This is a genomic window from Burkholderia sp. Bp9012, assembly GCF_003853825.1.
GTDB lineage: Bacteria > Pseudomonadota > Gammaproteobacteria > Burkholderiales > Burkholderiaceae > Burkholderia > Burkholderia diffusa.
The window spans coordinates 404,778-421,513 of the sequence record NZ_QTQA01000002.1; the positions used below are offsets into that span (position 1 = coordinate 404,778).

Annotated in this window: 16 protein-coding genes; 7 read left to right on the forward strand and 9 right to left on the reverse strand. The window is 66.8% G+C overall.

The features are described 5' to 3' along the window. Positions 1-35: 35 nt before the first annotated feature. Positions 36-1,217 carry a GNAT family N-acetyltransferase gene (locus DIE11_RS04115; protein ID WP_124621654.1) on the reverse strand — a complete coding sequence of 394 codons (1,182 nt, stop codon included), beginning with the start codon at positions 1,215-1,217 and terminating at the stop codon, positions 36-38. Positions 1,218-1,326: 109 nt separating this feature from the next. Between DIE11_RS04115 and DIE11_RS04120 the strand changes: the two genes are divergently transcribed. Together DIE11_RS04120 and DIE11_RS04125 are read left to right on the forward strand one after the other, a co-directional pair. Continuing rightward, entirely contained in the window at positions 1,327-3,048 is a 1,722-nt protein-coding gene (locus tag DIE11_RS04120; RefSeq protein ID WP_124621656.1) for an NAD+ synthase, read from the forward strand. A gap of 83 nt (positions 3,049-3,131) precedes the next feature. Then, on the forward strand, positions 3,132-3,470 hold the full coding sequence (locus DIE11_RS04125) for a P-II family nitrogen regulator (RefSeq protein WP_006398637.1): 339 nt from the start codon (positions 3,132-3,134) through the stop codon (positions 3,468-3,470). A gap of 141 nt (positions 3,471-3,611) precedes the next feature. On the opposite strand, the gene DIE11_RS04130 is transcribed toward DIE11_RS04125, so the two are convergent. Together DIE11_RS04130 and DIE11_RS04135 are read right to left on the reverse strand one after the other, a co-directional pair. Further along, complete coding sequence (locus DIE11_RS04130) at positions 3,612-4,691, reverse strand: porin (RefSeq protein ID WP_124621658.1); 1,080 nt, start codon at positions 4,689-4,691, stop codon at positions 3,612-3,614. Positions 4,692-5,265: 574 nt separating this feature from the next. Next, entirely contained in the window at positions 5,266-6,192 is a 927-nt protein-coding gene (locus DIE11_RS04135) for a LysR family transcriptional regulator (RefSeq protein WP_124621660.1), read from the reverse strand. A 136-nt stretch (positions 6,193-6,328) separates the two neighbouring features. On the opposite strand from DIE11_RS04135, the gene DIE11_RS04140 reads away from it, so the two are divergent. Beyond that, complete coding sequence (locus tag DIE11_RS04140) at positions 6,329-6,826, forward strand: GNAT family N-acetyltransferase (protein WP_059603708.1); 498 nt, start codon at positions 6,329-6,331, stop codon at positions 6,824-6,826. 56 nt (positions 6,827-6,882) lie between these two features. On the opposite strand, the gene DIE11_RS04145 is transcribed toward DIE11_RS04140, so the two are convergent. From DIE11_RS04145 to DIE11_RS04160, 4 genes are all read right to left on the reverse strand, one after another. Next, positions 6,883-7,662, reverse strand: a complete 780-nt coding sequence (locus DIE11_RS04145; RefSeq protein WP_124621662.1) for an ABC transporter ATP-binding protein — start codon at positions 7,660-7,662, stop codon at positions 6,883-6,885. An 18-nt stretch (positions 7,663-7,680) separates the two neighbouring features. After that, the gene (locus DIE11_RS04150; RefSeq protein ID WP_124621664.1) at positions 7,681-8,394 is read right to left on the reverse strand and encodes an ABC transporter permease; all 714 of its coding nucleotides are present in this window, start codon (positions 8,392-8,394) and stop codon (positions 7,681-7,683) included. Further along, on the reverse strand, positions 8,391-9,080 hold the full coding sequence (locus tag DIE11_RS04155; protein WP_059603702.1) for an ABC transporter permease: 690 nt from the start codon (positions 9,078-9,080) through the stop codon (positions 8,391-8,393). Before DIE11_RS04155 ends, DIE11_RS04150 begins: the two co-directional genes overlap by 4 nt. A gap of 228 nt (positions 9,081-9,308) precedes the next feature. Continuing rightward, positions 9,309-10,085, reverse strand: a complete 777-nt coding sequence (locus DIE11_RS04160; protein WP_057925995.1) for an ABC transporter substrate-binding protein — start codon at positions 10,083-10,085, stop codon at positions 9,309-9,311. Positions 10,086-10,454: 369 nt separating this feature from the next. On the opposite strand from DIE11_RS04160, the gene DIE11_RS04165 reads away from it, so the two are divergent. Further along, positions 10,455-11,153, forward strand: coding sequence for a pirin family protein (locus DIE11_RS04165; protein WP_124621689.1), 699 nt, complete (start codon positions 10,455-10,457; stop codon positions 11,151-11,153). A gap of 70 nt (positions 11,154-11,223) precedes the next feature. On the opposite strand, the gene DIE11_RS04170 is transcribed toward DIE11_RS04165, so the two are convergent. Beyond that, the gene (locus DIE11_RS04170) at positions 11,224-11,775 is read right to left on the reverse strand and encodes a Spy/CpxP family protein refolding chaperone (RefSeq protein ID WP_124621666.1); all 552 of its coding nucleotides are present in this window, start codon (positions 11,773-11,775) and stop codon (positions 11,224-11,226) included. A gap of 224 nt (positions 11,776-11,999) precedes the next feature. Between DIE11_RS04170 and DIE11_RS04175 the strand changes: the two genes are divergently transcribed. Continuing rightward, positions 12,000-12,725, forward strand: coding sequence for a response regulator (locus DIE11_RS04175; protein WP_059603692.1), 726 nt, complete (start codon positions 12,000-12,002; stop codon positions 12,723-12,725). Then, the gene (locus DIE11_RS04180) at positions 12,709-14,025 is read left to right on the forward strand and encodes an ATP-binding protein (RefSeq protein WP_124621668.1); all 1,317 of its coding nucleotides are present in this window, start codon (positions 12,709-12,711) and stop codon (positions 14,023-14,025) included. Before DIE11_RS04175 ends, DIE11_RS04180 begins: the two co-directional genes overlap by 17 nt. Before the next feature lie 40 nt (positions 14,026-14,065). Here the strand turns inward: DIE11_RS04180 and DIE11_RS04185 are convergent, their stop codons facing one another. Continuing rightward, on the reverse strand, positions 14,066-14,332 hold the full coding sequence (locus DIE11_RS04185; RefSeq protein WP_014896379.1) for a hypothetical protein: 267 nt from the start codon (positions 14,330-14,332) through the stop codon (positions 14,066-14,068). A gap of 505 nt (positions 14,333-14,837) precedes the next feature. On the opposite strand from DIE11_RS04185, the gene DIE11_RS04190 reads away from it, so the two are divergent. After that, positions 14,838-16,595, forward strand: a complete 1,758-nt coding sequence (locus DIE11_RS04190) for an ABC transporter permease subunit (protein WP_124621670.1) — start codon at positions 14,838-14,840, stop codon at positions 16,593-16,595. Positions 16,596-16,736: the final 141 nt, after the last annotated feature.

The following is a 16,736-nucleotide window of genomic DNA, read 5'->3' on the forward strand; positions in this document are numbered from 1 at the left end:
GACGGGCAGATGGTCGCTGTGCAGGTGTGCCGATGCTACCCGGCTCCCCGCCGGAACGGATCGTGTTCGCGCAGCTCGTCGACGTACGCGTGGATATGCTCGGTCTCGCGTTCGAGAAAGCGCGCGACCGCATCGGAGAACGCCGGATGCGCGAGCCAGTGCGCGGAATGCGTGACGGTCGGCAGGAAGCCGCGCGCGAGCTTGTGCTCGCCCTGCGCACCGCCCTCGAACGTGTCGAGCCCGGCCTCGATGCAGAACTCGAGCAACTGGTAGTAGGCAGTTTCGAAATGCAGGCAGGGCACGTGTTCGAGCGCGCCCCAGTAGCGGCCGTACAGCGTGCCACCGATGCCGTTCGCGCCGCGCCGGTACACGGCGAGCGAGCTCGCGATCGGCTTGCCGTCGGCCTCGGCGATCACGAGCAGCAGGTTCTCCGGCATCGTCGCGCCGATCGCGCGGAAGAAGTCGAGGTTCAGGTACGGGCTCGAATAGTGCTCGCGGTAGGTCTGCCGGTAGCAGCGCGTGAAGAAGCGCCAGTCGGCGTCGGTGATCTGCTCGCCGGTGAGCCGCCGGAACGTGACACCGGCATCGCGCACCTTGCGCCGTTCCGCGCGGATGTTCTTGCGCTTCTTCTGCTCGAGCGTGCCGAGGAAGTCGTCGAAGTCGCGATAGCCGTCGTTGAGCCAGTGGAACTGCACGCCTTCGCGCAGCATCATCCCCATCGACTCGAGCAGCCGCGCTTCGTCGCCGGTCGGGAACAGCACGTGCAGCGACGACACGTCGCTCTGCTCGGCGAACGCCAGCAGCGTGGCCGCGAGCCGGCGGCGTGCGTCGTCGTCGGCGGCGAGCAGGCGCGTGCCCTGCACGGGCGTGAACGGCACCGCGCACAGCAGCTTCGGGTAATAGGGCAGGTCGTTGCGCTGGTACGCGTCGGCCCACGCCCAGTCGAACACGTATTCTCCGTACGAATGCTGTTTCGCGTAGACGGGGGCGGCGGCCGCGAGCCGGCCCGTGCGCGCGTCGGTCAACGTGACGAAGTGCGGCGACCAGCCGGTGTCGTCGACCGCGCAGCGCGCGACGTGCAGCGCGTCGAGGAATTCGTGGCGCAGGAACGGCGTCGGCTGCGCGTCGCGCTCGAGCAGCGCGTTCCATTCGTCGGCCGGCACCTCCGCGGGGGACGACAGGATGCCCGTGCGATAATCGATGCGTTCGTGTTTCAAGCGTGAATCCGTACTGTTGGATGCCGCCGGATGCGTGCCGCCGTGGCCCGCGTCCGGGACGATTTCGTCAGCCGTTCAGGGCGCGCCACCGGGCTGCGCCAATCCCGTCATGAAGACCCGACTCGCTCTCGCCCAGATCAACGTCACCGTCGGCGATTTCGCCGGCAACGTCGCGCGGATCGTCGCTGCCGCCCGCGCCGCGCACAACGATGGTGCGCACCTGATGATCGCGCCCGAACTCGCGCTGTCCGGCTACCCGCCGGAAGACCTGCTGCTGCGGCCCGCGTTCTACACGGCGGCCGCCGCCGCGCTCGACACGCTCGCCGATGCGCTGCGCGCGTTCGACGGGCTCGCGGTGCTGGTCGGCCATCCGTTGCGAAGCGCAGGCGGCGATGCGTCGGGCGGCGATCCGCACGCGCCAGCCGTCGATGGTAATGCAAACCGCCCGATCGAGCGCGGCGTGCCGCCGACCGACACCTACAACGCGGTGTCGCTGATCGTCGGCGGCGAGATCGTCGGTACGTACCGCAAGCAGGATCTGCCGAACGCAGACGTGTTCGACGAGAAGCGCTACTTCGCGACGGACACCGAGCCACTCGTGTTCGAGCTCAACGGCGTCAGATACGGCGTGATCATCTGCGAGGACGCCTGGCATGCGTCGGCCGCACAGATCGCGAAGGCTGCGGGCGCGCAGGTGCTGCTGATCCCGAACGGTTCCCCGTACCACATGAACAAGGAAGCGCTGCGCATCGACATCCTGCGCGCGCGGATCCGCGAAACCGGGCTGCCGATGGTGTACGTGAACCTCGTCGGCGGCCAGGACGAGCTCGTGTTCGACGGCGGCTCGTTCGTGCTCGACGCGCAGGGCGCGCTCGTCGCGAAGATGCCGCAGTTCGACGAAGGGCACGCAATCGTCGAATTCGACGGGCCGCGCCCGCTGCCCGGCGCGATCGCGCCCGAGCTGCCGGTCGACGCGCAGGTCTATCGCGCGCTCGTGACCGGCGTGCGCGACTACATCGGCAAGAATGGGTTTCCCGGTGTGCTGATCGGGCTGTCGGGCGGCGTCGATTCGGCGCTGGTGCTCGCGGTCGCCTGCGACGCGCTGGGGCCCGAGCGCGTGCGCGCGGTGATGATGCCGTCGCGCTACACGGCCGACATCTCGACCACCGACGCGGCGGAGATGGCGCGGCGCGTCGGCGTGCGTTACGACGAGATCGCGATCGCACCGATGTTCGACGCGTTCCGTGCGGCGCTCGCGGGCGAATTCGCGGGCCGCGCGGAGGACGCGACGGAAGAGAACATCCAGGCGCGCATCCGCGGCACGCTGCTGATGGCGCTGTCGAACAAGTTCGGCTCGATCGTGTTGACGACCGGCAACAAGAGCGAGATGGCGGTCGGCTACTGCACGCTGTACGGCGACATGGCCGGCGGCTTCGCGGTGATCAAGGACATCGCGAAAACGCTGGTCTACCGGCTGTGCCGCTATCGCAACGCAACGACAGACTACGAACTGCGCGACGTGATTCCCGAGCGGATCCTGACGCGCGCGCCGTCGGCCGAGCTGCGCGAGAACCAGACGGACCAGGACAGCCTGCCGCCGTACGACGTGCTCGACGCGATCATGCGGATGTACATGGAGGAGGACCGGCCGCTCGCGGAGATCGTCGCGGCCGGCTATGCGGAGGCCGACGTCGCGCGCGTGACGCGACTCATCAAGATCAACGAATACAAGCGCCGCCAGGCGCCGATCGGTATTCGCGTCACGCATCGCGCATTCGGGCGCGACTGGCGCTATCCGATCACGTCACGCTTTACCGAACGTCTCGACTGAGCCTTGCTGGGCCGTACGCGGCCGGCCGGCTTACAATCGGGATCGCGATTTTGCATCCAAACGAGCATTGAGGGACAACCATCATGAAACGCATCACCGCCATCATCAAGCCGTTCAAGCTGGACGAAGTCCGCGAAGCGCTCGCCGAAGTGGGCCTCACCGGCCTGACCGTGACGGAAGTGAAGGGCTTTGGCCGCCAGAAAGGGCACACCGAGCTGTATCGCGGCGCCGAATACGTGGTCGACTTCCTGCCAAAGATGAAGATCGAGGTGGTCGTCGCGGAAGCGCAGGTCGACCAGGTGATCGATGCGGTGATCGGCGCGGCGCGCACGGGCAAGATCGGCGACGGCAAGATCTTCGTGTCGGACGTCGAGCGCGTGATCCGCATCCGCACCGGCGAAGAGAACGAAGCGGCGGTCTGAGCGCCGCTTCGGGCCGTGGATCGCCCGATCCCGGCTCGCCAATAAAAAACGGTGCGGATACCCGGTTGGGTACCGCACCGATACGCGCCTCTCGCAGCAGCGTGGAAAGTGTTGTCGAATCGTTCTCTGGACGGCGCCTGATCAGAACAGGTGCTGGATGCCGGCGTAGACGCCGGTCTGGCTGCCGCCCGGATGCGGGTTGCCCGTCGAGACGGCCGTGCCGGCGCCGTTCGCGTTCAGGCCGAAGTTGGCCGTCGAGCTGTTGCGCACCGTCGCGACCTGCACGTCGAACAGCGTGCGCTTCGAAATGTTGTACGAGCCGCCGACCGTGTAGATGTTCGCGTTGCCGCCGCCGTGGTTGGCGTTCACGTGGTACACGGCCGCGATCAGCGCTGCCGCCGGCGTTGCCTGCCACGTCACGCCACCCCAGACCTGCTGGGTGCCGGTGATGCCGTTGTTCGCGGGCACGATGCCGGTGCCGTCCGCGCGCGATACCTGGTACGCCGCCTGCAGCTTGAACTGGCCGAGGAACACGTTCGCACCTGCGAAATATTCACGCGAGTAGGTGAATACGTCGGAGAAGCGGCCGTTGCTGTCGCGCGCTTCGTCGTAGATGCCGCGCAACTGGAACAGCGAGTTGGTGTAGGTGACCTGAGCGCCCATTGCACGACCCGGCGAGCCGGTCGTCGTGTTGCCGTTGAAGCTGGTGGAGTTCGAGAACGAGAACTGGCCGTAGAAGTCGAAGCCGTAGAACTGCGGCGACTGGTACGACACGTTGTTGCTGGTCTTGTTCCAGTTGCGGCCGCGCACGAGCGATGCCGACGACCAGCTCGACTGGCCCAGCGGATCGAAGTCCCACACGCCGTTGGCGATCGCGAGTTCGCGACCCAGCAGCAGCGTACCGTAGCGGTCGTTCGAAATACCGACGGTCGCGAAACGATCCCAGATCGAGCCGCTGAAGCCGCCCGTCATCGTGTTGAACGCGCCTTCGAGGTGGAACAGGACCTTGTTGCCGCCACCGATGTCCTCGCTGCCCTTCAAGCCCCACAGGCTCGTGCCCCAGTCGCCGCTTTCCGCGCGCACTTGGTGGCCGTTTTGCAGGCCGTTCAAGTACTCGATGCCGGCATCCAGACGGCCATACAGCGTGACGCTGCTCTGCGCGTGCGCCGTAACCACCCCAGCAGCCATCAGCGCGGCCGCGACCAAAGCTTTCTTCATCATCTCCTCCATACCCTGTCAAAAAGTCAACCCAGACTGCACGAGATGCCCGGAGCAGCGAGCGCCGGGCAAAAGCGAAAAGCGGGATAACCAGGGAGACCTCGTGCAGGGCCGGTAAGCGCGGCACGCGGGCAAGCGGACGGAAAACCGTTGAGCGGTCCCGCGCGGCCGGGTCGGCTTGCGGGGTCTCCTTGTTGTGTCGTGAAGCTAAACTACATTTCACGAACTTCGTTTTGCTACTTTGGTTACTAATTTAGCAAAAATACAATTTTGTGGCGACGGAAATCGTTGTTTGACTAACACGTGTCGCCAATTTGCCATGCAACACGGTGCGCGGCGGGCATCGCGGAGCCTGTCGATTACCGGAAAACCCTTGTCCGGCAAGGCAGACACGGATTCCGGGGCGATGGGTCAAGGATTGCCACTATTGACGTTGCCGGAGCGCGAGCGTAAGCACGGAAGCGACAAAATTGGTAAGTATTTCGTAATAAGTAGGCGGCGGCCTGCTGCCGCCGGCGTGATGCCGGAAACGGTTGGGCGGCAGGGTGGCAGCGCCCGTCGTACAAGCGTTTCCGACTCAACCTTGCTCGGGCCGTGCGGCGAGCAATTGCGCGCGAAGCCATCGGTGCGCGTCGGTGCGCGCGTGCTTCGCATGCGAGTAGACCTTCACCGTGTAGCGCGGGATCTCGAACGGCGCGGGGAAGATGCGAATCGGCGCCGCGTGGCGCAGCGCCTGCGCGGCACGGTTCGGCACCGTCATCAGGAGTGCCGATTCCGCGATCACGAACGGTGCGGCCAGCACGCTCGGCAACTGCACGGCGACCTGCCGTGCGAGGCCGAGCCGGTCGAGCACGTAGTCGATGACGCCGCGCGACTCGTTCCACGGCGTGACGACCACGTGGCGTGCCGCGAGGTACTGGTCGAGCGTCAGGCGCCGGTGGATGTCGGGATGCGTGGCGCTCGCGATCACGACGTAGTCGTCCGAGAACCAGTCGAAATCCTCGATACCCGGCGCGTCGGCGGCCGACTCCTCGTGATAGCCGAGCGCGAAGTCGATCCGGCCGGCCGCGAGTTCGTCGATCGAAATCTTGCGGTCGGAGTGGACGACGCGGATCCGCAGCCGCGGCGCGACCTGCTCGATGCGCGCGAGTAACGCCGGCAGCACGGCGAATGCCGTGTAGTCGCTCGCGGCGAACACGAACGTGCGGTCACTTTGCGCGGGATCGAAGCGGCGTGCGCGGGCGAGCCCCCTCGACATCGTGTCGAGCGCATCGCCGGCCCAGGTGGCGATGTCGTCGGCGCGCACGGTCGGCTGCATTTCGTTGCCGAGCCGCACGAACAGCGCATCGCCGATCGCGTCGCGCAGCCGGGCGAGCGCGTGGCTCAGCGCGGACGGGCTCATCGCCAGCTCGTGCGCGGCCGCGGCGACCGACCGGTGGCGGTACAGCGCGTCGAACGCGAGCAGCAGGTTCAGGTCGAGACGGCGCAGGTCGGGATGCATCATGTTCATGTCTGGATGAAGAAACTGCACTTCCTGCAGTTGAGCCGTGAACGTAGCATGTCGATCTGTCCGACGCCAGGCGCGCTTGCGCGGGTGCCGCATTCCGTTTTCAGTCCGGGCCGAAGGAGGGCTCCCCACCGTGCAAATCGACATTCGTTCCGCCACCGTCGCCGACGTGCCGCAAATCCTGCGTTTCATCACCGAGCTGGCCATCTACGAGAAGGCGGAGCATGAAGTGGTCGCGACGCCCGCGTCGCTCGAGCGCAGCCTGTTCGGCGAAGGGTCGCCCGCGCGCGCGCTGATTTGCGAGGTCGACGGCGAGCCGGCCGGCTTCGCCGTGTATTTCTTCTCGTATTCGACGTGGCTCGCCCGGCAGGGGCTCTATCTCGAGGATCTGTACGTGTCGCCGCGCTTTCGCGGCGCGGGTGCCGGGCTGCGGCTGCTGAAGGCGCTTGCGCGCATCGCCGTGGACACCGGATGCGGACGCTTCGAATGGAGCGTGCTCGACTGGAACGAGCCGGCGATCCGTTTCTACGAGAGCGTCGGCGCCGCGCCGCAGAGCGAATGGGTGCGTTACCGGCTCGCGGGCGATGAACTGCGCGCATTCGCCGACAGCGAACCGGTGAGCGCCGCGTAAACGCAAAACGGGCGCCGCGCGGCGAACCGCGGGCGCCCGTTCGCGTGTCGCTCGCGTTACTTGAGGCTACCCGACAGGAACCCGCGCAGGCGTTCGCTCTTCGGGTTGCCGAACACCTCGGACGGCACGCCTTCTTCCTCGACGCGCCCCTGGTGCAGGAACATCACGTGATTCGACACGTTGCGCGCGAAGCCCATCTCGTGCGTGACGACGATCATCGTGCGGCCTTCCTCGGCCAGCTTCTGCATCACCTTCAGCACTTCACCGACCAGTTCCGGGTCGAGCGCCGACGTGGGCTCGTCGAACAGCATGACGTCCGGATGCATCGCCAGCGCGCGCGCGATCGCGACACGCTGCTGCTGCCCGCCCGACAGGTGCGACGGATACTGCTTCTCGACGCGCGGCGCGAGGCCGACCTTTTCGAGATACTCGCGCGCACGGTCTTCGGCTTCCTTCTTCGGGATGCCGAGCACGTTGACGGGCGCTTCCATCACGTTCTCGATCACGTTCATGTGCGACCAGAGATTGAAATGCTGGAACACCATCGACAGCTTGGTGCGCACGCGCTGCAGCTGCTTCGAATCGGCCGCGCGCAGCGCGCCCGTCTTGTCCGGCGTGGTGCGCACTTCCTCGCCGTCGACGATGATGCGGCCCGCGTTCGGCTGCTCGAGGAAGTTGATACAGCGCAGCATCGTGCTCTTGCCGGAACCGGACGAGCCGATCACGCTGATCACGTCGCCCGAGTTCGCTTTCAGCGACACGCCCTTGAGCACCTCGTTGTCGCCGTACCGCTTGTGCAGATCGTCGACCAAAAGCTTCTGAGTCTGGGAATTCATCAATAGTCCTGCGAAAACTTACTTGCCTTGCGGGCGCAGATACGCGAGCCAGCGACGCTCGGCCTGGCGGAACAGCCACACGAGCGTGAACGAGATCACGAGATAGAGCAGGGCGGCGATGCCGAACGCATGGAACGACATGTAGGTCGCCGAGTTCACGTCGCGCGCGATCTTCAGGATATCCGGCACGGTCGCGGTGAACGCGACGGTGGTCGCGTGCAGCATCAGGATCACTTCGTTGCTGTACAGCGGCAGCGCGCGGCGCAGCGCCGACGGCAGGATCACGCGGCGATACATCGTGAACGGCGTCATCCCGTATGCGCGCGCGGCTTCGATCTCGCCGTATGACGTCGCCTTGATCGCGCCCGCGAAGATCTCGGTGGTGTACGCGCAGGTGTTCAGCGTGAACGCGAGCAGCGTGCAGTGCATCCCGTCGCGGAAGAACGCGTCGAGTAGCGGCGTGCCGCGCACGACCTGCAGGCTGTAGAGGCCGGTGTAGCAGAGCAGCAATTGCACGTACAGCGGTGTGCCGCGGAACACGTACGTGTAGAGCCACACGGCGCTCGACAGCCACTTCCTTTTCGACACGCGGGCCACCGCGAGCGGCACCGACAGGCAGAAGCCGAGTCCGATCGACACGACCAGCAGCCACAGCGTGATTGCGACGCCGGTGATCCGGAAGCCGTCGGTGTAGAGGTAGTTGCGCCAGTATTCTTGGATGAGTTCGATCATAGGTCAGCCTTGCGGACACCGGTCGAGTAGCGCTTTTCGAGCCACATCAGCACGAAGTTCGAGATCGTCGTGATGGCGAGGTAGACCGCTCCCGCGATCAGCGTGAAGAAGAAGAACCGCAGCGTGCCCTTGCCGGCGTCCTGCGACGCCTTCACGACGTCCGCGAGGCCGATGATCGACACCAGTGCGGTCGACTTCACGAGCACCTGCCAGTTGTTGCCGATGCCCGGCAGCGCGAAGCGCATCATCTGCGGGAACATGATCCGCGTGAACACCTGCCAGTTGGTCATTCCGTATGCGCTGCCGGCCTCGAGCTGGCCGCGCGGCACCGACAGGAACGCGCCGCGGAAGGTCTCGGTGAAGTACGCGCCGTAGATGAAGCCGAGCACGAGCACGCCGGCGAGGAACGGGTCGATGTCGATCTGGTCCCAGCCGAGTGCATCGGTCGCCATGTTCAGCCAGATCTGCAGGCTGTAGAACAGCAGCAGCATCAGCACGAGGTCGGGCACGCCGCGGATCAGCGTGGTGTAGACGGTGCCGGCGCCGTGCGTGAAGCGGTTGCGCGACAGCTTCGCGCCCGCGCCGAGCAGGCCCAGCAGGAACGAGAGCGCGAGCGAAAGCACCGCCAGTTTGACGGTTTGCCAGGTGCCTGCGAGGATCAGCGGGCCGTAGCCTTGTAGAAACATATGTGGTCCCTGGTGTGGTCCCGGACGGCGCACGCGGTGCGCCGCGAAAGACGCGCCCGCCAAGCTGCGCGGAACGCCCCGTGCGTATCATGTCCGTCCGCCCCCGGCAACGGTGCCGGGCCAGCCCGTCGCGGGGAGCGGCGGGCGCGGCGCGGGCGGCGCGTGGTTGACTGCCTGTACTGCCGGACGCGGGGCGCCCCCGCATCCGCTTCCCGTCATTGTCGGTGCTCAGCGAGCCGAGTAGACGCTGAACGAGAAATACTTGTGCGACAGTCGGTCGTACGTGCCGTCCTTGTGCATGTCGGCCAGCGCCTTGTTGATCTTGAGCTTCAGGTCCGTGTCTTCCTTGCGCAGGCCGATCGCAGTGCCGTCGCCGATCGTCTTCGGATCCTTCACTTCCGGACCGGCGAACGCGAAGCCCTTGCCGCGCGGCGTACGCAGGAAGCCGTAGTCGGCCTGCAGTTCATCCTGCAGCGTCGCGTCGAGGCGGCCCGAGCCGAGATCGGCATAGACCTGGTCCTGGTTCTGGTAAGGAATGATCGTCACGCCTTGCGGTTCCCAGTACGCCTTCGCGTAGGATTCCTGCGTCGAACCTTGCTCGACGCCGACGTGCTTGCCCTTGAGCGACGCGACCGTCGGCAGCAGCGGCGAGCCGGCCTTCGCGATCATCCGCGCGGGTGCGTCGTACACCTTGTCGGAGAAGTCAATCTGCTCGCGACGCTTGTCCGTGACGGTCAGCGACGACACGATGACGTCGTACTTCTTCGCCTTCAGCGCGGGAATGATCCCGTCGAGATCCTGCGCGACCCACACGCACTTCACGTTGATGCGCTTGCAGATTTCCTTGGTGAGATCGACGTCGAAACCGACGATCTCGCCGCTCGGCGCGGTCGACTCGAACGGCGGGTAGCTGGCGTCGACACCGATCCGCACGGTCTTCCACTCTTTCGCGAAGGCGCTGCCCGCCACGAGGGCGAGGGCGGCGCACAGGGCGGCCTTCTTCATTTCCATCCTTTTGTCGCTCACTTCCGGGAGGGCGCTCGCGGCCGGTCGGGCCGGGCGCCGCGGCGTATTCTAGACGGCCAAAATTCGTGTTTCGGCGCGCTGGCAACGGCGCTCGCCGGACGGGCGAACGCCAAAAGGGCGGTATTTTACCCGAACGCGATACCCGGAAAACGGCAATCCGGCGTGACCGATGGATTCTTCGATCCGCTCGTTGCGGCAATCGTGGTATTCGCGACGAGCATTGCGTCGATTGGTTTCGTGAGTGCAACGATGCGGTGCGCGGACGGCGGATTGTGGCGCGCTTGGCGCGCCCCTACAGTGCAGGTAAACCCGAAGAAAGAATGCCTGCCCTGCCGGAGTGCCCGCCCCATGTTCCAGATCCGCCGCGCCGCCGACCGCTGCCACACGCGCCAAGGCTGGCTCGAGTCGAGTCACAGCTTCCCGCTTGTCGGCCACGCCGAGGCCGCGCATCCGCCGTTCGGCGCGCTGCGCGTGCTGAGCGAGGACCGGATCGCGCCGACGCGCGGCTTCGGGATGCAGCCGCGCCGCGACCTAGAAATCGTCACCTACGTGCTGGACGGCGCGCTCGCGCATCGCGACAGCCTTGGCAACGGCGCCATCGTGCGGGCCGGCGGCATCCAGCGGATGAGCGCCGGCACGGGGCTCATGCACAGTGAAACCAATGCGTCGCGCGACCGGGTGCTACATCTGCTGCAGATCTGGCTGCAGCCGGCCGAGCGCGGCGGGCGGCCCGGTTACGCTCAACGGCGATTCGCCGACGACGAGAAGCGCGGCCGCCTGCGGCTCGTCGCGTCTGCGGACGGCGACGACGGCGCGCTGTCGATCGGTGCGGATGCGCGGATCTTCGTGGGGCTGCTTGACGGCGACGAGGAGGCGGCATTCGGCGTGCCAGCCGGACGCGGTACTTATGTGCACGTGGCGCGCGGCGACGTGGAAGTCAACGGCCACGCGCTGGCCGCGGGCGACGGCGCGCGGATCGCCGGGGTGGACGCGGTCGCGTTCGCACGCGGCCGGGCGGCCGAGGTGCTGCTGTTCGACGTCGCCTGAAACGAAACAGGGGACGCGGGCCGAGTACCCGCGTCCCCTGCGATGCCGCCCGGGGAGGCGGCCCGCCGGCTCACTGCGCCGGCGCCGACGCGGCCTTTGCCGCGCGGTGCTGCTGCCAGCGTTCCTTCATCGTCTCGTGACGCTGCTCCATCCGCGCGAACTGCTGCTTCAGCGCGGTGCTGACCGTCGTTTTCTGCTGGTCGTTCAGTCCGTTGTAGAACGCGAGCCAGGCGGCCGAACTCTGCTCGCGCAGCTGCGCATTCTGCTGCTCGGCCTGCTGGCGGGCGGCGTGCATCGCGTTCAGGTCGAGGATCGGCTGATTCTGCTGCGCCTTGAATTGCTCGCGCATCTGCTCGTGGCTCTTGCGCATCGCCTCATGGTTCTGCTTCATCGTGTTGACGGCCGTCTGCCATTGCTGCTCCTGCGATGCGTTGAGCTTCAGCTGATCGTGCAGCTTCATGATCACGCCGAACGGGCCGCCGTCATGGCCGCCGTGCATCTGGTGCATGCCGGGGCCGCCCGGCGGCGGCATGTCGGTGGGCTGCGCGGCATGCGCGGTGCCGAATGCGAGAGCGAGCACGGTGGCGGCCGCAATGGCCACGCGGGAAGTGTTCTTATACATTTCAGAAACTCCTGTATCCAAAGGGTCCGGCGATGCGGTGCGCGGGTGACGCGTGTGCCGCATCCGGTAAGACGCAGGTTAGCGGCGCGTGCCCCGGCGGGTGTTACGTGGGGTGGCTGCCGGGTTACGGTGCATTACAGTTCCCTTGCGTCGTAACCCGCAGTAACCCTTTCGTTCCTTTGAACCGTTCTTCGACTCCGCGCTCGCGCGGTAAACTTCGAGCCATGACTACCCAGATCCTCATCGTCGACGACGACCAAGAACTCCGTGACCTGCTGCGCGACTATCTCGTGCGCCAGGGGATGGAAGTGTCCGTGCTGCACGACGCGGCGACGCTCGAGAAGCGTCTCGAGCGCGAGCGGCCCGACCTGATCGTGCTGGACCTGATGATGCCCGGTGTGGACGGCCTGACCGCGCTGCGCCAGCTGCGCGCGGCCGGCGACGACATCCCCGTGATCATGCTGACGGCGCGCGCGGACGACGTCGACCGCATCGTCGGGCTCGAACTCGGCGCGGACGACTACCTCGGCAAGCCGTTCAACCCGCGCGAGCTGCTCGCGCGCGTGCAGGCCGTGCTGCGCCGCCGCCGGGCGACGCCGTCGGCGGCGGCGCCCGAGCAGCGCGAGCCGTTCGCGTTCGGCCGCTTCGTGCTCGACTTCCAGGGGCGCACGCTGTCGGTCGACGGCAAGCCGGCGACGCTGTCGAGCAGCGAATTCGCGCTGCTGAAGATCTTCGTGAACCACTCGCTGCGCACGCTCACGCGCGAGCGGTTGCTCGAGCTGCTGCACGGGCCCGAGTACGACGGCACCGACCGCGGCATCGACGTCCAGGTGTGGCGCCTGCGCCGCATCCTGGAAACGGATCCGTCGACGCCGCGCTTCATCCAGACGGTCCGCGGGCGCGGCTACGTGTTCGTGCCCGACGGCGAGGCCCATGCGCAAACCCATTGATTCACTGTTCGGACGGCTGGCGCTGCTGGTCGTCGGCGTGCTGCTCCTGTCGCACTTCGCGTGGTTCTTCGCGATGCGCCTCGAGCGCAGCCAGATGCAGACGCGTTACGCGGTCGAGGAGGCCGCCTTCCTCGTCGACGCCGTGCGCCAGCACATCGAGCGCACGCCCGACCAGCCGCTGCCGTCACGGGTGCGGCTGGTGTCGCCGGACAGTCCCGACGTGCCGACGAGCGCAGGCTCGAACCTGCCGGCGCCGCTCAAGCGTTTCCGCGACGACGTGAGCGAGCGCATGCCGGCCGGCACCCGGGTCGAGATCGGCGCGCCGGGCCATCCGCCGGTGCTGTGGGTCAAGGAACCGACCGATCGCAACTGGATCGTGGTGCCGGTGCAGCCGCTGCGCCCGCCGCGCTCGCTCGACCGGATGCTGCTGTGGCTCGGCACGATCTTCTCGGCAGGCGTGATCGCCGCGCTGTTCGCGGCCTGGCAACTGCAGCAGCCGCTGCGCTCGCTGGCGCGCGCGGTCGCGCGCTTCGGCCGCGGCCAGCCGGTGCCGCCGCTGCGCGAGCGCGGCCCGCGCGAGCTGCGCCAGCTCACACACGGCTTCAACCAGATGGTGGAACAGGTGTCGCAGGCCGAGAGCGATCGCGCGGTGATGCTGGCCGGCGTCGCGCACGACCTGCGCACGCCGCTCGCGCGGATGCGCCTGCGCGCGGAAATGATGGACGACGCGCGGCTGCGCGACGGTGTGGTGCGCGATGTCGACTCGATGTCGCACATCGTCGACCAGTTCCTCGTGTTCGCGCACGGCGGGGCGGACCGCAGCGAGCCCGTGCCGGTCGACCAGACCTGCGAGCGGATCGCGCGCAGCTATCGCGCGGTCGCACCGAACGCGCCGGCGGTCCAGACGCATCTGGCCGCCGACGAAGGTTTCCGCCTGCCGACCGCGACGCTCGACCGGATCCTCTCGAACCTGCTGGACAATGCGCATGCGTACGGCGCGCCACCCGTGCTCGTCGAGACGGCGCGTACGCCGACGGGTTACGTGCTGTCGGTCAGCGACAGCGGCGGCGGGATCGCGCCGCGCGACCTCGCGGCCGCGACGCGGCCGTTCGTGCGGCTCGACCCGGCGCGCGGCGGTAATGGCCACAGCGGGCTCGGGCTCGCGATCGTCGAGCGTCTGGTGCTGAGGCTGGGCGGGGCGTGCGAGATCGGCAATCGTCCCGAGGGCGGCCTGCGCGTGGCGATGACGTTCCCGTTCGACGCGGTGCCGAAGGACGAACTGCACGCCCAGGCCGCATAAGCGGCGGATGCGGCGCCTGCCGGGCAGGCGCCGCGTGGCATCATTCGCCGAACAGCGTGCCGAGCGTCTCGGCGGCGTTGCTGTCGATGGTGTTGTAGGTCACGCTCGTGGCCTCGAAGATATAGACGGTCGTGTAGCGGCCAAGGCGCTCCAGAATCTCCTCCTGCAGCGATTCCGGCACGATGTTCATGTTCAGGTACCATGCCGTCGACGACAGCCGCGTCTGGAACGACCCATACTCCTGCATCAGCTCGTAGAACGCATCGGCATCCTGATCGCGGCAGACGATCACCAAGTTTCCTGCCATTCCCTTCCTCCCGCTGGTCGGTCGATCCCTGGCGGCTGTGGTCAACACCGACGCCAGGGGCTAGCCCCGATCATACCTGCTTCGCCGCAATCGTCCGCTGACGTCCGGCACGGTTTGCGTCCGCGTGCGGTTGGCGGGTTCCCGGCCGGCCCAGATCACGGCATAATTCGGGGCCTGCATGCCGGCCGGAGGACCGCGGTCGGGCTGCTCCGTATCCCACGCCTGTTGTTCGCCCGCGTGCCGGGCACGATCCGTGCGCCGTTCGCGCGTCGCGCGGCCCCGCGCCGGCCCCGGACGGTTGAACCTGAAATACAGGTTGGTGTAGTGTCGTGCCGTCGCGGCCCGACTCGCCGCGCCGGGAGCGCAGCCTGCACGCACGGCGCCTCGCGCCGGCGTCAGATCGTGAATCAATCGAATTACCGCGTCGAATTACCGCGCCCGTGCGCTTTGCCATGAATCAACATCGTCTGCCGGCTTCGTTCGGCCTTACCGGGGAGGGCGCCTGATGGACGTCGGATTCTTCAATCCGAACCGGACCGCCAACGCGTCCGCGTGGCGCGTTCTGCCGAACCGGTGGGACTTCATCGCGTTCCCGCTGATTATCTGCCTGATCGCGATGGCGGTCGTCGGCTTTCATGAAACGATGGCGCCGATCGGGACCCTTCAGACCCAGAAGATCTCGCTCGATCCGTCGAACCTGCCCGAATACGCGTTGCGCACCACGCTGCGGATGCTCGCCGCGATGGTCGCGTCGCTCGCGTTCACGCTGATCTACGGCACGCTCGCCGCGAAAAGCCGCCGCGCCGGCATGGTGCTGATCCCGATCCTCGACATCCTGCAGTCGGTGCCGGTGCTCGGCTTCATCTCGTTTACGGTAACGTTCTTCCTCGCGCTGTTCCCGAGCCGCGTGCTCGGCGCCGAACTGGCCGCGATCTTCGCGATCTTCACGAGCCAGGCGTGGAACATGACGTTCAGCTTCTACCAGTCGCTGCGCACGGTGCCGCGCGATCTGGACGAAGTGTCGCGCGGCTTCCACCTGACGTCGTGGCAGCGGTTCTGGAAGCTCGAGGTGCCGTTCTCGATGCCGGGACTGATCTGGAACATGATGATGTCGATGTCGGGCGGCTGGTTCTTCGTCGTCGCATCGGAGGCCATCACCGTCGGCAACCAGACCATCACGCTGCCCGGGATCGGCGCGTATCTCGCCCAGGCGATCTCGGACAAGAACCTCGGTGCGATCGGCTGGGTGATCCTGACGATGACGGTGGTGATCCTGGCCTATGACCAGTTCCTGTTCCGCCCGCTGATCGCGTGGGCCGACAAGTTCCGGATGGAGAACACCGCGTCGGGCGACGCACCGCAATCCTGGCTGCTCGACCTCGTGCGCCGTACGCGCCTGATCCATCAGCTGCTCGTGCCGGCCGGCTGGTTCTTCGCGAAGGCCGCGCGGATTCCGCTGCGTCTGCCGCTGTCGGGCGCGATGCGCTTCACGCTGCCCAAAGTCGAGAAGAAGGCGTCGCGCACGGTCGACATCGCGTGGGCGGCGTTCTTGCTGCTCGGCACGGCCTATATCGTGTGGCGTGTCGTCAGCTTCGTGTCGACCGGCGTGACGATGGCCGAAGTCGGCCACGTGATCATGCTCGGGCTCATCACACTGCTGCGCGTGGTCGTGCTGATTTCGATCGCGTCCGTGATCTGGGTACCTGTCGGCGTGTGGGTCGGGCTGCGCCCGAAACTCGCCGAGAAGCTGCAGCCGCTCGCGCAGTTCCTCGCCGCGTTCCCGGCGAACCTGCTGTTCCCGGTGTTCGTGATCGTGATCGCGCGCTTCCATCTGAACGCCGATATCTGGCTGTCGCCGCTGATCGTGCTCGGCACGCAGTGGTATATCCTGTTCAACGTCATCGCGGGCGCGACGTCCTATCCGAACGACTATCGCGAAGCCGCGACGAACTTCCGGATCCGCGGCTGGCAGTGGTGGCGCCAGGCGATCCTGCCCGGCATCTTTCCGTATTACGTGACCGGCGCGATCACCGCATCGGGCGGCGCGTGGAACGCGAGCATCGTGTCGGAAGCGGTGCAGTGGGGCACGACCAGGATCGAGGCGCACGGCCTCGGCGCATATATCGCGCAGACCACCGCCGCCGGCGACTTTCCGAAGATCATTCTGGGCATCGCCGTGATGTCACTGTTCGTTACCCTGTTCAACCGCCTGCTGTGGCGCCCGCTGTATGCCTTCGCCGAAGCGAAGCTGCGGCTCGACTGAGACCGATTGAGAGCGAAACGCGATGCACAATCCGAATGCCATAAACGCCCCCGTCCAGACGTCCCAGCCGCCGCGCCTCGGTGAGGAAATCCTGCGCGTGGATCACGTCTGCCGCGGCTTCAACAAGACGCAGGGCGAACT

Excerpts from the sequence above, each read along its gene's own strand:
- DIE11_RS04120 (WP_124621656.1), top strand. The coding sequence starts at position 1,327 with ATGAAGACCCGACTCGCTCTCGCCCAGATCAACGTCACCGTCGGCGAT.
- DIE11_RS04125 (WP_006398637.1), top strand. The coding sequence starts at position 3,132 with ATGAAACGCATCACCGCCATCATCAAGCCGTTCAAGCTGGACGAAGTC.
- DIE11_RS04130 (WP_124621658.1), bottom strand. The coding sequence starts at position 4,691 with ATGATGAAGAAAGCTTTGGTCGCGGCCGCGCTGATGGCTGCTGGGGTG.
- DIE11_RS04135 (WP_124621660.1), bottom strand. The coding sequence starts at position 6,192 with ATGATGCATCCCGACCTGCGCCGTCTCGACCTGAACCTGCTGCTCGCG.
- DIE11_RS04145 (WP_124621662.1), bottom strand. The coding sequence starts at position 7,662 with ATGAATTCCCAGACTCAGAAGCTTTTGGTCGACGATCTGCACAAGCGG.
- DIE11_RS04150 (WP_124621664.1), bottom strand. The coding sequence starts at position 8,394 with ATGATCGAACTCATCCAAGAATACTGGCGCAACTACCTCTACACCGAC.
- DIE11_RS04155 (WP_059603702.1), bottom strand. The coding sequence starts at position 9,080 with ATGTTTCTACAAGGCTACGGCCCGCTGATCCTCGCAGGCACCTGGCAA.
- DIE11_RS04160 (WP_057925995.1), bottom strand. The coding sequence starts at position 10,085 with ATGAAGAAGGCCGCCCTGTGCGCCGCCCTCGCCCTCGTGGCGGGCAGC.
- DIE11_RS04165 (WP_124621689.1), top strand. The coding sequence starts at position 10,455 with ATGTTCCAGATCCGCCGCGCCGCCGACCGCTGCCACACGCGCCAAGGC.
- DIE11_RS04170 (WP_124621666.1), bottom strand. The coding sequence starts at position 11,775 with ATGTATAAGAACACTTCCCGCGTGGCCATTGCGGCCGCCACCGTGCTC.
- DIE11_RS04175 (WP_059603692.1), top strand. The coding sequence starts at position 12,000 with ATGACTACCCAGATCCTCATCGTCGACGACGACCAAGAACTCCGTGAC.
- DIE11_RS04180 (WP_124621668.1), top strand. The coding sequence starts at position 12,709 with ATGCGCAAACCCATTGATTCACTGTTCGGACGGCTGGCGCTGCTGGTC.
- DIE11_RS04185 (WP_014896379.1), bottom strand. The coding sequence starts at position 14,332 with ATGGCAGGAAACTTGGTGATCGTCTGCCGCGATCAGGATGCCGATGCG.
- DIE11_RS04190 (WP_124621670.1), top strand. The coding sequence starts at position 14,838 with ATGGACGTCGGATTCTTCAATCCGAACCGGACCGCCAACGCGTCCGCG.